This is a genomic window from Rahnella sp. PD12R, from assembly GCF_019200965.1.
Lineage (GTDB): Bacteria > Pseudomonadota > Gammaproteobacteria > Enterobacterales > Enterobacteriaceae > Rahnella > Rahnella laticis.
Genome location: NZ_JAHTMS010000002.1, coordinates 214,502 through 228,067, shown reverse-complemented (window position 1 = coordinate 228,067; position 13,566 = coordinate 214,502). Strand labels below are relative to the sequence as shown.

Annotated in this window: 13 protein-coding genes; 7 read left to right on the top strand and 6 right to left on the bottom strand. The window is 52.6% G+C overall.

Annotated features, from left to right (window positions below):
• Positions 1-23: 23 nt before the first annotated feature.
• The gene (locus KWG64_RS04970) at positions 24-1,658 is read right to left on the bottom strand and encodes a phosphoethanolamine transferase (protein ID WP_218521124.1); all 1,635 of its coding nucleotides are present in this window, start codon (positions 1,656-1,658) and stop codon (positions 24-26) included.
• Between the two features lie 374 nt (positions 1,659-2,032).
• Between KWG64_RS04970 and lpxA the strand changes: the two genes are divergently transcribed.
• On the top strand, positions 2,033-2,821 hold the full coding sequence (gene lpxA, locus KWG64_RS04965; RefSeq protein WP_255562088.1) for an acyl-ACP--UDP-N-acetylglucosamine O-acyltransferase: 789 nt from the start codon (positions 2,033-2,035) through the stop codon (positions 2,819-2,821).
• A gap of 18 nt (positions 2,822-2,839) precedes the next feature.
• Here the strand turns inward: lpxA and KWG64_RS04960 are convergent, their stop codons facing one another.
• The 4 genes from KWG64_RS04960 to KWG64_RS04945 form a co-directional block, all read right to left on the bottom strand.
• On the bottom strand, positions 2,840-3,856 hold the full coding sequence (locus KWG64_RS04960; protein WP_218521122.1) for a DUF2891 domain-containing protein: 1,017 nt from the start codon (positions 3,854-3,856) through the stop codon (positions 2,840-2,842).
• 12 nt (positions 3,857-3,868) lie between these two features.
• Entirely contained in the window at positions 3,869-4,819 is a 951-nt protein-coding gene (locus tag KWG64_RS04955) for a DUF979 domain-containing protein (RefSeq protein ID WP_195812517.1), read from the bottom strand.
• Positions 4,816-5,505 carry a DUF969 domain-containing protein gene (locus KWG64_RS04950; RefSeq protein WP_218521121.1) on the bottom strand — a complete coding sequence of 230 codons (690 nt, stop codon included), beginning with the start codon at positions 5,503-5,505 and terminating at the stop codon, positions 4,816-4,818. Before KWG64_RS04950 ends, KWG64_RS04955 begins: the two co-directional genes overlap by 4 nt.
• A gap of 362 nt (positions 5,506-5,867) precedes the next feature.
• Positions 5,868-6,527 carry an epoxyqueuosine reductase QueH gene (locus KWG64_RS04945; RefSeq protein WP_152326029.1) on the bottom strand — a complete coding sequence of 220 codons (660 nt, stop codon included), beginning with the start codon at positions 6,525-6,527 and terminating at the stop codon, positions 5,868-5,870.
• Positions 6,528-6,710: 183 nt separating this feature from the next.
• On the opposite strand from KWG64_RS04945, the gene KWG64_RS04940 reads away from it, so the two are divergent.
• The 6 genes from KWG64_RS04940 (at position 6,711) to dsrB (ending at position 11,681) form a co-directional block, all read left to right on the top strand.
• Positions 6,711-7,721 (top strand): AI-2E family transporter, encoded by a 1,011-nt coding sequence (locus KWG64_RS04940; RefSeq protein ID WP_195812515.1) that lies wholly within the window; start codon positions 6,711-6,713, stop codon positions 7,719-7,721.
• A 223-nt stretch (positions 7,722-7,944) separates the two neighbouring features.
• Positions 7,945-9,006, top strand: a complete 1,062-nt coding sequence (locus KWG64_RS04935; protein ID WP_218521120.1) for an NAD(P)-dependent alcohol dehydrogenase — start codon at positions 7,945-7,947, stop codon at positions 9,004-9,006.
• 165 nt (positions 9,007-9,171) lie between these two features.
• Positions 9,172-9,510 carry a hypothetical protein gene (locus tag KWG64_RS04930; protein WP_152326032.1) on the top strand — a complete coding sequence of 113 codons (339 nt, stop codon included), beginning with the start codon at positions 9,172-9,174 and terminating at the stop codon, positions 9,508-9,510.
• A gap of 152 nt (positions 9,511-9,662) precedes the next feature.
• The gene (locus KWG64_RS04925) at positions 9,663-10,538 is read left to right on the top strand and encodes an ion transporter (RefSeq protein ID WP_195812514.1); all 876 of its coding nucleotides are present in this window, start codon (positions 9,663-9,665) and stop codon (positions 10,536-10,538) included.
• A gap of 298 nt (positions 10,539-10,836) precedes the next feature.
• A complete protein-coding gene (cspE, locus tag KWG64_RS04920; RefSeq protein ID WP_013575246.1) occupies positions 10,837-11,046 on the top strand; it encodes a transcription antiterminator/RNA stability regulator CspE in 210 nt (69 codons plus the stop codon).
• 437 nt (positions 11,047-11,483) lie between these two features.
• Positions 11,484-11,681 (top strand): protein DsrB, encoded by a 198-nt coding sequence (gene dsrB, locus KWG64_RS04915; RefSeq protein ID WP_104921723.1) that lies wholly within the window; start codon positions 11,484-11,486, stop codon positions 11,679-11,681.
• 97 nt (positions 11,682-11,778) lie between these two features.
• On the opposite strand, the gene KWG64_RS04910 is transcribed toward dsrB, so the two are convergent.
• Entirely contained in the window at positions 11,779-13,479 is a 1,701-nt protein-coding gene (locus tag KWG64_RS04910; RefSeq protein WP_218521119.1) for a methyl-accepting chemotaxis protein, read from the bottom strand.
• Positions 13,480-13,566: the final 87 nt, after the last annotated feature.

Genomic DNA, 13,566 nt, shown 5'->3' with positions numbered 1-13,566 from the left:
AAACCCTCAGGTTAAAGCGAGATTCAGGCGTGCGGGGCTTTACAGGCTGCAAGAATATCCAGCTGCGGGTCACGTTCCGTGGTTTGCACGTTCATGACGCTGAGCACGGTGTGGAACAGATTATCCTGCGACACATCGTCTTTTGCCGCACTGGCTTTCAGGCATTGCAGGTCAATGCCCTGCGCTTTGGTGTAGCCGTCTGACAGCCAGAACAGCATCGGAACGTGTGTCTGCTGGGCGGGTGCCACGCTGTATGGCGTACCGTGCAGATACAGGCCGTTTTCACCCAGCGATTCGCCGTGATCGGAAAGATAAATCACCGCCACGTTGTACTTATCCTGATACTGCTTCGCCTTTTCAATCACCTGAGACACCAGATAATCGGTGTAGAGCAGGGTGTTATCGTAGGTATTCACCAGCTGTTCCTGCGAACAGTTTTCGATATCGCTGCGCTCGCAATCGGGCATGAATTTGCGGAATTCCGGCGGATAGCGTTTGTAATACGTCGGGCCATGGCTGCCAATCAGGTGCAGCGCAATCAGCGTATTTTTACCGTCCGGGCGGATGTCGTCGTCGATATTCTGCATCAGCGCCATGTCGTAACAGGTATCGCCATCGCAATATTTTCCGTCTTTTTGGGTGTCGATAATGACGTTCGGCACGCGGTCACACACGCCTTTACAGCCTTCGTCGTTATCTTTCCAGAACACGGAGACGCCGGATTTATGCAGAATATCCAGCAACCCTTCGCTGTTACGCGCACGGTTGGCGTCGTAGTTTGTGCGTTTCATATTCGAGAACATGCACGGAACGGAAATCGCCGTCGCCGTCCCGCAGGACGTCATTTTATTGAAATACACCACATCCGGGATGGCCTGCGTGTACTGATTGGTCGGTTTGGCATAACCGTTCGATGACTGATTTTGCGCACGCGCTGTTTCACCCACGACCAGGAAGACCAGGTTGGGTTTCTGCCCCGGCTGCTGCACCAGTTTTGCGTCGTTGCCCAGCGTCTGGAACGGCACTTTTGGCGTAAAATAACGGTGATTCATATACTGGAAGGCGCTGTACAGGTAATTCGTTGGCACGATTTCCAGATTCAGCGTGCGGTTGTTGCGGCCCACGGAGGCATAATCTTTATAGAACACACCGGCAATGGACGCGACCACCAGCAGGGAAATCACCATCGATACCAGACGCACGCCCAGACGGCGCAGCACGGTTTTTTCATAGGTGACGGGGGTTAAAAATAGCAGGATCGCGGGCAGGATGCCGGTGAAGACAAACCACAGCACCACTTTCAAATTCAGGTAAGACGTCGCTTCGGCAGACTGGGTATCCAGAATGTTTTCGATCATGCCGCGGTCAAACACCACCTGATAGGTCATCATCGCAAAACTGGCCAGCGCACTGACCGGCAGCACAATGATAAAGAAAGGCTTAAGCAGCGGACGGAAAGTGAACGGCGTGAACACAAAGTTCAGCGCGGCAAAAAGCACGACCGGAATGGTCAGTGCGAACAAAAAATTGTAGGCAGGTAACGCATGAAGAATGCGGTAAAAGTGCAATAAAATCGGAAGGTTAACGACAAAAGTAAAATACAGTGTCAACAGTAAAGTCAGCTTGAAATAGCTGATCTTCGGCAATAAATAGCGCAATGAAAACTCCCAACATGCTGAGGTCGCGGGCGTTAATGTGATGGAAACATAACGTGCAGAAATGATTTGCCGCGAATCATATAACTGCAAGCTTAAGAAAGCCTTAATGCTGCTGTAACAAAATACTGATCCTTTCCTTACCGTTTACATTTATAGAAAAGGTTCAGAAAATAAATAAAATATAACAGGCTGGGTTAGCGGCCTGAAACCCTTATGCTGTGCGGCATGGCGAAGTGTGTGGCTGAAAAATAACCGCTTCGTTTAAACCTTTCTGGGTGCGTTTCCTCCGCTCATTTTGACCTTCCCTCCCTGATTAATCCCGACAGGCTTAATTCACTACTGGTAGCGCCTCAGCTGTCAGAAGGATGTACGCGTTGATTTCATCTTCGGCCGCTATTGCGGCCAGCAGTATCATTGAATCCGGTGTCGTTATCGGCCCGCAGGTGGTTATCGGGCCTTTCTGCTTTATTTCCGCCGGTGTTCACATCGGTGAAGGGACGCAAATTGCCTCCCACGTCGTGATTAACGGCAACACCCGCATCGGGCGTAACAATATGATAGGAATGGAATCTTCAATCGGGGAAGTCAGTCAGGATCTGAAATATGCCGGGGAAGCCGCCGGGTTGGAAATCGGCGACGACAACCGGATTGGCCGCCACGCAACAATCCACCGTGGCACCGCGCAGGGCGGCGGTTTCACGCGAATTGGTAACCGGAATATTTTCGACGGCGGCGTGCATATCGGGCATGACTGTCAGGTGGGTAACGACACGTTTATCGGCGAAAACAGCGGGCTGGCAGGGCATGTTACGTTGAGCGACGAAGCGCGGATCGACGCCATGTGCGCCGTGCATCAGTTCTGTATTGTGGGGGCGGGCGCACGGCTTTTGCAAAGTACCTGCGTGGTGCAGGATGTGCCGCCTTACGTACTGGCCGATGGCAACCGCGCCGTGCCGAAAGGCATTCATGAACAGGCGACAGCATTTCACGGCAGCGATGTGATGCAGCAGAAGGTGATCAGGCATTTGTACGATTTGCTGTATCACCAGCAGGCGGCGGTCGACGCGGTGAAGCAGGAGATTGAACGGCTCAGTCAGGAATATCCCTTACTTCGCCATTTCAATGAATTTTTCACCCGTTCAGCGCGCGGTATTATTCGCTGAACGGGTGAAATGAAGGCGTCAGGCTTCGAGTGCTAAAAGCGCAAACGTCGCCAGCCAGTGCTCACCCATATAAGTGCTGTCGAGGTGGTCCAGCGCGCTGTGCAGATGCGCTTCTGCAGTCTGACGCAGCAGCGCCGCACGCGGATCGCCCGCCGGTAATGCCGCTGCAAGGGAACGCTGGCACCAGGCGCGGCTGAGGTTCAGCCCGTCAAGATGGCCGATTTTCCCGTCGCTGCGGTCGGTGACCGTGGCCGGGGTGAACAATGTTGCAGGCTGGCTGTGCGCTAAGTCCGGCAGGAAACGCCCGAACCATGTCACAAACGCATCGTCCGGTAACACGCGGCGCATCAGTTCTGCTTCCATCAGCGACGGCGAAAGAAACTCATCGCCGCCCGGTTCCCACGCCTGACAATGAACATCTTCCAGATGCCAGCGCAGCGCCGTTTCCTCAATCAGTTCCGCCAGTTTGTGATGCTTCACGCAGCGGGCGTAACCGAGCGTCAGTGCCAGCGCAAAGGCCGTATTGAAGTGGCTGCCGACGCGCAGCGGATAGGTGGCTTTCGGCAGGAAATCCGCAAAACTTTTCTCAAAGAACCGGCTCATCGGTGCCAGCGTTTTTGCCCACTGCGCCGCCTGCGGCAACGCCATTTCGTGCAGCTGCTGCGTCAGCGCCAGGAACCAGGCCCAGCCGTAAGGCCGTTCAAATCCGGCGTGCTGCGGCTGGCGCAGATAGGCCATCTCGCCGGCTACGTTCTCGTCGGTGAAATGCGCGCTGACCACGGCGATAATCGCACCGGCTTCCGGTAAATCCGGGAAGCGATCCAGCAAACGTAATAACAGCCAGTAGCCGTGGACGCAGGAATGCCAGTCGTAGCTGCCGTAAAAAATCGGGTGCAGCTGGCGTGGCGACTGCGCATCGGCCGCGCTGCTCATGGCGTGCATCAGTTTATTCGGAAACTCACGCGTCAAATGATTCAGCGCCAGCGAGGCAAAGCGCGACGCCATTTCCGGCGTCAGTGAGGTTGTCATCGTCATCTCATTTCCTTATCAGAAGCGGAACACAAACAGGTACATGAACGCGGTGTTAACCAGCAGCAGCAACACGCCGGTTTTCCACTGCGCCTTGATCACGCCGTTTTTATCCTGCAATTCGAGCAACGCCGCAGGCACGATATTGAAGTTGGCCGCCATCGGCGTCATCAGCGTACCGCAGAAGCCGGAAAGCATACCGATGGCGCCCATAATGGCCGGGTTGCCGCCGAGCTGATTGACGATAAGCGGCAGGCCGATACCGGCAGTCATCACCGGGAACGCCGCAAAGCCATTGCCCATAATCATCGTGAACAACGCCATGCCGAAGGTATACGCCACGACAATCGCCAGCGGTGAGCCGAGCGGAATAATATTTTTGACCAGCTCCGACACCACGCCACCGACGCCTGCCAGCGCAAACAGCGCGCCGAGTGCGGCCAGCATCTGCGGCAGAATGGCTGCCCAGCCGACGGTATCCATCGTCTGACCGCCCGCTTTAATGGCTTTTACCGGCGAATCACGCAGCATCACCAGCGCGACAATAAACGCCACCAGCGTGCCGATCACCAGCGAAATCAGCGTGACGTTTTTGGCTTCGACCAGCGGCGTATATTTCAGCGTCAGCGTGCCAATCAGCGTCACAATGGGAATGAGCAGGGCAGGGATAAACAGCTTATTGCCGAAACGCTTCGCACCGGCTTCGCGTTTTTCCACCAGCTCCGGCTGTTCGCTGTCAGATTTACCTTTGCCGAGCTTGCCGGTTCCGGCAATGACCGCCAGCAAAATGGCCATACAGCCGGTGACGAAATGCGGTAACTCGCCGCCAAACAGGAAAGTGATGCCGTAAACGCCCCAGAACAGCGCGTTGACATAACGGCGTGCATTGCTTTTATCGCGCAGGTTAAAGAAGGCGTAAGCGCAGAACATCAGCCCGGCAAGGATGTACACGGTTTGCAAAGTGATCATTTCGCGGCACTCCCGTGTTGGGTATCAAAGCGTTTTGCCAGCGAACGGTCGAGCAGCCAGAGCCGGATAAAGTGGATAATCAGCGCCGCAATGGCGGTCGGGATCGCCCACACGGAAAGGTGCAGAGGTTCGACGTTAATGCCGTACTGATCCAGAAAACCTTTAATCAGCAGAATGGACTGCACCGCGATAAAGATATCCTCGCCAAAAAATACCGCGACGTTGTCGGCAGCGGCAGCGTGCGCGCGGATCTTCTGGCGTACGTCGTTAGGCAAATCGCCGTATTTGGTGGTAGCGGCGGCTTCGGCCATCGGCGCAATCAGCGGACGCACCATCTGCGCGTGTCCGCCCAGAGAGTTCAGCCCCAGAGCGGCGGTCATCTGGCGCAGAAAAAAGTACAACATCAGCACGCGGCCGGTGGTCGCCGCATGCACTTTGGAAATCAGGTGTCTGGCCTGTTTTTTCAGCCCGCTGCGTTCGAGCAGGGCGATGACCGGCAATGTCAGCCAGATCAGGCCCATATAACGGTTATCGGTGAACGCCTTTCCGAAAGCACTGATAATCTCGACGGTTTGCATACCGCCCGCCAGTCCGGTGGAAATACCCGCCACGGTGACCACTAATAATGGATTGAACCGCAGCGCAAAACCCAGCACGACGATCGGAATGCCAATTAAAACCCACATGATTTGTCCCTCAATAATGTTGTGTTTGCTTTATTTTTTTGGTGAATATCGGCGGTAAAAATACGCAGGTAATTACTGCGTGTAATAAATTAGTGCTAATTAGCATAAAAATGCGTGAGGCGGAAAGTAACAAGCGTTAACAGTGAACGCAAGATGCAAAACAAAAGGGCGTCATAGGAAATTATTCTATTATTCAGAGGCTTTGTTACCGGACAAAATAAACCACTGGCTGGCGATTTATTTCCGGAGAATCTGACGGGTCGCGGCGGGGAATATCAGAGTAATAAACCCGGCGATTTGGCCGGGTATAATGAAAACAAACGACAGAAAACGGGCAAGCGGGAAGGGGGAATAAACCGGCGTTATTCGTCGTCTTCATCACCGTAATATTTGACGCCGAGTTTGATCAGCCCGCGGCCCTGGGATTTTCGGTGCAAGTTGCTGTCGCGTAAGGAGTAAACGCAGCCGCAATATTCCTGCTGGTAAAAGCGTTCCCGCTTGCTGATTTCAATCATGCGCGAGGAACCGCCTTTTTTTCGCCAGTTGTAATCCCAGTAAACCATGCCCGGATAAGGCGCGACGGCGCGCTCGCCGCTGCCGGTAATTTGTTTCATGTCTTTCCAGCGTGAAATACCCAGACAGCTGGTCATTGCGCTAAAACCATGTTCCCAGGCGTACAGCGCCGTGCGTTCGAAACGCATATCGAAACACATTGTGCAGCGCACGCCGCGCTCAGGTTCATTTTCCATGCCTTTCGCGCGCGCAAACCAATTATCCGTGTCGTAATCGGCATCGATAAACGGAATGCCGTGCTGCTCTGCAAACCGCATATTTTCTTCCTTGCGCAGCAGATATTCTTTTTGCGGATGAATATTCGGATTGTAGAAGAAAATCGTGTAGTCGATCCCCGATGCCTGAATGGCTTCCATCACTTCTCCCGAGCACGGCGCACAGCAGGAATGCAGCAATAATTTATCGTGCCCTTTCGGAAGTTCGAGTTTTTCACGGAGTAATTCAGACATACTGTTCACCAGATTCTAAGATTTTCTTTATGTAATGTTCATCGGGGATAATAGAAGATCCTGCCGGACTGTCAAAAATTAGTTAACTGTTTAAGTTTGTGGCGGATTGTGCTTTCCAGTTCGGTGCTATGATGTGATTCATCAGGGTTATGACCGGTACTCAAAGGATTAAGGATGCAGGCAATGCAAATTGTGAGATCGAATCAGATTCGCTGGCTCAGTGTATTCATTGTGATGGGCGGGCTTTTATTGGTTCTTCCTCTTCATTTACTGGCATGTTTTATCGCCGGTTTTTTGGTGTATGAACTGGTCAACGGACTGACGCCGTATTTTCAGAAAATTATCAGCGGCGAACGGGCGCGCTGGGTGGTGGTGGCGTTTATCAGCACGGTGGTGGTGAGTTTCCTGACCATCGCTGTCGCCGGACTGGCCGATTTCCTGATGGAAGACATGAAGAACCCGGTGGCGTTTAACGCGATGGTTTCGCGGCTGCTGACGGATGCACAAAGCCGCTTGTCGCCGGTGCTCCTGCATTACCTTCCGGCCAATATCGAAGAGTTGCAGCGCAGTTTCCTGCAATGGCTGCGTGAACATATCGTGATGATTCAGACCTTCGGTAAGAACGCCGCGCACGTTTTCGTCACCATGCTGATCGGGATGATCCTCGGCGCGATTATTTCACTTCAGCACCACACGCAGGGCGAGCATCACGCGCCGCTGAAAAAAGAGCTGCTTCAGCGCGTACGTTTACTGAGTGACGCTTTCCGAAATGTGGTGTTTGCGCAGTTCCAGATTTCCCTGATTAATACCGTGCTTTCCGCCGTTTTCCTGTTCGGGATTTTGCCGCTGTTTGGTATTCATCTGCCGCTGGCGAAAACGCTGGTCGTTGTGACGTTTGTCTGTGGTTTGCTGCCGGTGGTGGGGAACCTGATTTCGAATACGCTGATTTTTATCGTCGGGCTTTCGCTGTCACTGTGGGTCGGGGCGCTGGTGCTGGCGTATCTCATCATTATTCATAAAGTGGAATACTTCCTGAATGCGCGGATTGTCGGCGGCCGCATCAAGGCGAAATCCTGGGAAGTGTTGCTGGCGATGCTGGTGTTCGAAGCCGCATTTGGCATTCCCGGCGTGGTCGCTGCACCTATCTATTACGCGTATCTGAAAAGCGAACTGAAAGACGCGGGCCTGATCTGAGTTTACGTTAACGTGGCGCCGCACTCTCGCGGCGTCACGGTTTATCCTTTCTTTGTCATCTCTTTGCAACACTCCTCACATCCGCCAAAAATCCTGAAAAAAACAGATTCAGGCAAGTAATGGCGAGAATCGTTATACCTGTCTGTCATCGTAAAGGGGCATACTTTCGCGGTGCCAGTTTCTGCTGGCATGCTGTATTCCGTTAGCCTATCAGGAGATAAAAATGACTCTTAACGTTCGTGGTTTCGCTGCACTTTCAGCGGATGCGCCTCTTGCGCCTCATAATTTTGTTCGCCGTGACCCGCGTGATACCGACGTTGTTGTCGACATTCTGTATTGCGGCGTCTGCCACTCAGATATCCATCAGGCACGTAATGAATGGCATCAAAGCATTTATCCGATGGTTCCGGGGCACGAAATTATCGGTCGCGTGAAGCAGGTTGGCGCGAAAGTGACCGGCTTCAAAGTCGGTGATACTGTCGGTGTAGGCTGTATGGTCGATTCTTGTCAGCACTGTGAATCCTGCGCGGAAAGCCTGGAACAGTACTGTGAAGAAGGCGCTACCATGACCTATAACAGCCATGATCGTCATGACAACATGATGACCTACGGCGGTTATTCCGAACAAATCGTTGTTTCAGAAAAATTCGTTCTGCGCGTTTCTGAAAAACTGGACATCAAATCTGCCGCACCGCTGCTGTGCGCCGGTATCACCACGTACTCTCCGCTGATGCACTGGAAAGTCGGTAAAGGCCATAAAGTCGCGATCGTGGGACTGGGCGGTCTGGGCCACATGGGTTTGAAATTTGCCAAAGCGCTGGGCGCAGACGTCACCCTGTTCACGCGTTCTAAAGGCAAAGAGCAGGAAGCGTACCGTCTGGGCGCAGACCACGTTGTGCTGTCTACCGATGAAGAACAAATGGCTGCGGTGAAAAGCCACTTTGATTTCATTCTTGATACCGTGCCGAATCCACATGACCTGAATCCTTACCTGGATACCCTGAAACGCGACGGTACGCATATTCTGGTTGGCCTGATTGAGCCAATCGAACCTGCGCTGCACAGCGGAAAACTGGTTATGGGCCGCAAAACCGTTGCAGGTTCTCTGATCGGCGGCATCGCAGAAACTCAGGAAATGCTGGATTTCTGTGCTGAACATGACATTTCTTGTGATGTTGAAATGATCGACATGCAGGACATCAATAGCGCTTACGAACGTATGCTGAAAAGCGACGTGAAATACCGCTTTGTTGTTGACATGGCTTCATTGAAAAACGCCGGATAATCAGCCATCTGATTAAATAGCGACCTGATGCGCCTTTCCTGATGTTCATTGCGAACGGCAGGGCGGGCGCATTGTGACGAAATTTACTCTTTACGCATTTCTGTGGCTTCTCGGCTTGTAAGCGCGGTGGTATCCTGCTGCCTTTCGCCGGGCGAAGGAAAACCAGTGGCTAAGAGTTTTGATGAACTCATCAGAGACATGGATCTGATGATTGAACATGTGGACAGGCTGAAAAACTTGCCACCACGGGCAGCTCAACCAACAGCTGCTGACAAACCTGCGTACGACTCTTTCGGTGAGATTTTCGCCCTGAAAGCCGTGATGCGGGCTTTTATCTCGTCAGTTGACACCATTGTGAAAGTGCAGATTGCGAAGAAAGTTGAGCAGGATATCGGCCATCTGGAGAGCACGGTGCGGTCCATTGGCGGCGGCAGCGCTGACGCAGAAGACGTCGCGCAGATTACGGCTTACGTCCGCAATGCTGTCTCTGAGCTGATGGATTAATATTCCGCCAGCACATCACATTTCAACAAACGCCGGTTACACCACGTCTTACAAGACATTGTGTGACCGGCGTTTTTTTTGGCGTCAGCTGCGATAGGCGGCGCGGCAAAAAGCGTTTATTCTTCAGGATATCTTTATTGCGGGTGCTGACTATGTCACAGGACTTTCGTTTTCTGGCTTCCCCACGGCGCAGATGTTACGCGCTTTTATTTGAGCACCGCACGCGCAGCGGCCGCCGGATGGAAACGTTCTGGATTGTGGCGTCGCTGCTCAGCGTGTTTATTTTGTTCTTCGAATCCAGCGCCACCGATTTATTCCCCAATACGCCGGATATTCTCTGGCGGTTCGGTCTGGCCGAAGCCGCCTTTACGGCGCTGTTCACCGTGGAATACGTTCTGCGGGTGTTTTCATCCCCGCGCAAAACGCGTTATCCGCTGAGCTTTTTCGGCATTATCGATCTGCTGACTATATTGCCGATGTACATCATCTGGCTGATCCCATCCTTTGGCACCGCCACGGATTTGATTGTGCTGATAAGGTTGCTGAGGATTTTACGCGTCCTGCGTGTGCTGAAACTGCTGCGGTATATGAGCGACGCCGGGATTTTGTGGCGCAGCCTGATGCGGGCAAAACGCAAACTGGGCATCTTTTTTGGCTTTGTGGCGATTATCTTGTGTTTGTTTGGCGGCCTGATGTTTGCCGCTGAAGGCGGAAAGGACGGATTTACCTCGCTGGGTGCCTCCGTTTACTGGGCGGTAGTGACGCTGACCACGGTGGGGTATGGCGATATCACGCCGCATACGGCAATAGGCAGAATGCTGGCGTCGGTACTTATCCTGCTGGGGTATTCCATCATTGCCGTACCGACCGGGATTTTAACGGCTTATATGTCACAAGAGTTGGAAAAAGGGCGTGCCGCCCGTTCTTGTCAGACTTGTCTGCATTCCGGCCATGAAATTGACGCTAAATTTTGCGCGCACTGTGGCGCGGTTCTGGCCTCAGAAACTTCTCAACCTATTGAAAAATAGCCCGTTAATTGTACGCGAATTGTACTATGTGGTACATAAACTGGCTAATTTTAGACTTTACTCGCGCATTGCATTAAAAAGAGTTGCTATTAAAGGGCAGTCATGAGTAAATACGTACCGGCCTGTGGTACAGACCTATTTATGCACGACATCCTGAGTAAAGTTGTTCCAATTTAAAGCGTTATCCATGATAACCCTGCTCTGACGAATTTCCTTCTTAGTGCCTCCATAAGTAACGACTGAAATCCGGCTATAACATGCCCATGGTGGCGAAATTTATTTTTAAAAGGTAATTCCTATGTCAATGATGAAAGGTCAGGTTAAGTGGTTTAACGAGTCTAAAGGCTTTGGCTTCATCACTCCTGCTGACGGCAGCAAAGATGTGTTCGTACACTTCTCCGCTATCCAGGATCAAGGTTTCAAGACCCTGGCTGAAGGCCAGAACGTACAGTTCACTATCGAGAACGGTGCTAAAGGTCCGTCTGCGGCTAACGTTACCGCTATCTAATCTTGCTTTCTCGCTGTTTCAGCGATAATTGCAAAGATGACAAAAACCCGCATGCGCGGGTTTTTTTACGTCTGTTGTTTGTGATCGGTTGTTTGTGAATAGCGACAGTTTGCGAATATCCGTTCAGAATCCCGCCTAAGCTCCCCGTATCATCCCTTTCTTCGATAAAACTCCCTGAATTGCAGGCAAAAAAATGCCCGCATAGAGGCGGGCAAAAAATATTTCTTATGACATTCATTATGTACTCCCTCGGGGGTGAGCACGCAGGCAGTATAGAAGAAATGAAAGTCAGGATTCTGGCATCAAAATGTTAAGGAAATGCAAATTAGTAACGCAGGGTCATTTTCTCATTTTCAGCCCGACTTTCTGCTTGCGCGGTGCCTTTGTGGGGCGGTCTGTACTACAATAAAGATAATTGAAAACCATGGGATAACCTGATGAAAGTTAATGATCTTGTGACAGTGAAAACCGACGGCGGCCCGCGTCGCGAAGGTAAAGTGTTAGCCGTAGAGGAATTTTACGAAGGCGTCATGTATCTGGTGTCGCTGGAAGATTATCCGGCAGGCATATGGTTCTTCAATGAAGGCGATACCAAAGACGGCACGTTCGTCGAACCGCGCGAAGGCACTGAGTAAATCGCGCATCAGCACAAATTCTGAATAAAAAAATACCGGTAGCCAATGCACCGGTATTTTTTTGTCTTTAAACCGGGTTAACCGGTGTGATGACCCATCAGAACGTTTCCCAGTTTGGCTCTTCGTTCACGTTTTTCGACGCGCGGGCAGAAGGGGATGTGAGCGCGCGCGCGGGTGGCTGGCGCTTTGCAGATGAACTCTGCGTATGCGCATCGAGACGGAACACGGCGACAGCCTGGGTCAGGCGCGCCGCCTGTTCTTCCAGTGACGCAGCGGCTGCCGAGGCTTCCTGCACCAGCGAGGCGTTCTGCTGGGTCACGCCGTCCATTTCTGAAACTGCCTGACTTACCTGGCTGATCCCGCGGCTTTGTTCATCAGACGCCGAGGCGATTTCGCCCATAATGTCGGTCACATGGCTGACGGCGGTCACAATTTCCGACATCGTATCCCCGGCGTCGCCCACCAGAATGCAGCCTTCACCGACGTAATCTACCGATTCTTCAATCAGCACTTCGATTTCTTTGGCGGCCTGTGCGCTGCGTTGCGCGAGATTGCGCACTTCGCTGGCGACGACGGCAAAACCGCGGCCCTGTTCGCCGGCACGGGCGGCTTCGACGGCGGCGTTAAGCGCCAGAATGTTGGTCTGGAACGCAATGCTGTTGATGACGTTGGTAATTTCAGCGATTTTAGACGAGCTGCGCGAAATTTTATCCATAGTCGTCACCACGTCCGCCACGATATCGCCGCCTTTCTGCGCTTTGTTCGAGGCATCTGCCGCGAGTTTGCTGGCGTGATGGGCGTTCTCGGAGTTCTGTTTCACCGTTGCGGTCAGCTGTTCCATGCTGGCAGCGGTTTCTTCCAGCGCGGCGGCCTGCTGTTCGGTGCGGGAAGAAAGATCGGTATTGCCCGACGCAATTTCTGTCGAACCCTGATAAATCGATACCGCGCCTTCGCGCACGGTTCTGACCGTTGAAGACAGCGAGCTTTGCATCTGCTCGACATTGCTGCTCAGCACGCCAATTTCATTGCGGCCATGACTTTCTGCCGGTTGGGTCAGGTCGCCTTCAGAGATTTTCTGAATACGCGTCACCAGTCTGTTCAGCGGGTTGATGATGACTTTGCGCATCACCAGATAAGTGATGAGCGTCAGTACCAGCGCAATCACAAACCCGCCGCCCATCAGCATATAGCCGAGCACCGCATTGCGCTGCGCCTTGTCATTAATCGCATTAGCCGTGTCGGTGCGGTACGCAATCGCCGCCAGCAGCGGGACGTTGTTGGCCAGATCCAGCCCGCGTACGGTCTCCGCTTCCTGTGAAATCACTTCTTCGAAATGCGCCTGCCGCGCGGATTCCAGCATCGGCGCCATGCCTTTGGTCAGATAGGCGGTGTAGGCTTTTTTCAGCGGTTCATCCAGCGCCAGATCTTTGTCTGTCTTATTCGGGCGGTTGATATAACTGTCAAAACTCGACTGCGATTGTTTAATCCGGCTGGCTGCATCAGTCAGGTTTTGTTTGAAGACGTCCTGATCGCCGATCCGCGCCGCGGCTGCTGCCTGAATCAGTAACAGACGTGCGGTGCGTAAATGGTTCGAACTGTTCGACAGCGCCAGACGGATTTGCAATTCCTGCGTGGCATTCGCCAGCGCCGCATTACTCTGCTTTAAGAAAAAACTGGATGACCCGATGGACAGGGCGAACAGAAAGAGGATCCCGGTGAGAATCAGGCTGATCAGGGTGATAAGTCGGATATTACTGATAAAAGAGGTGCGCGTTGTAGAGAATGTAGGAGTATCCATTTTATTTTGTTCCGCTCAATTGATCCTGCATACCGCCTGTTCCCGGCGGTGATAAACAGCGATAAAGGCATTGCCAGCGGGGCAAGT

What these genes read in the sequence shown, in the direction of transcription:
- KWG64_RS04940 (WP_195812515.1), top strand. Translation starts at nt 6,711, where the DNA reads ATGCAAATTGTGAGATCGAATCAGATTCGCTGGCTCAGTGTATTCATT.
- KWG64_RS04945 (WP_152326029.1), bottom strand. Translation starts at nt 6,527, where the DNA reads ATGTCTGAATTACTCCGTGAAAAACTCGAACTTCCGAAAGGGCACGAT.
- KWG64_RS04935 (WP_218521120.1), top strand. Translation starts at nt 7,945, where the DNA reads ATGACTCTTAACGTTCGTGGTTTCGCTGCACTTTCAGCGGATGCGCCT.
- KWG64_RS04950 (WP_218521121.1), bottom strand. Translation starts at nt 5,505, where the DNA reads ATGTGGGTTTTAATTGGCATTCCGATCGTCGTGCTGGGTTTTGCGCTG.
- KWG64_RS04910 (WP_218521119.1), bottom strand. Translation starts at nt 13,479, where the DNA reads ATGGATACTCCTACATTCTCTACAACGCGCACCTCTTTTATCAGTAAT.
- KWG64_RS04960 (WP_218521122.1), bottom strand. Translation starts at nt 3,856, where the DNA reads ATGACGATGACAACCTCACTGACGCCGGAAATGGCGTCGCGCTTTGCC.
- dsrB (WP_104921723.1), top strand. Translation starts at nt 11,484, where the DNA reads ATGAAAGTTAATGATCTTGTGACAGTGAAAACCGACGGCGGCCCGCGT.
- KWG64_RS04955 (WP_195812517.1), bottom strand. Translation starts at nt 4,819, where the DNA reads ATGATCACTTTGCAAACCGTGTACATCCTTGCCGGGCTGATGTTCTGC.
- cspE (WP_013575246.1), top strand. Translation starts at nt 10,837, where the DNA reads ATGTCAATGATGAAAGGTCAGGTTAAGTGGTTTAACGAGTCTAAAGGC.
- KWG64_RS04925 (WP_195812514.1), top strand. Translation starts at nt 9,663, where the DNA reads ATGTCACAGGACTTTCGTTTTCTGGCTTCCCCACGGCGCAGATGTTAC.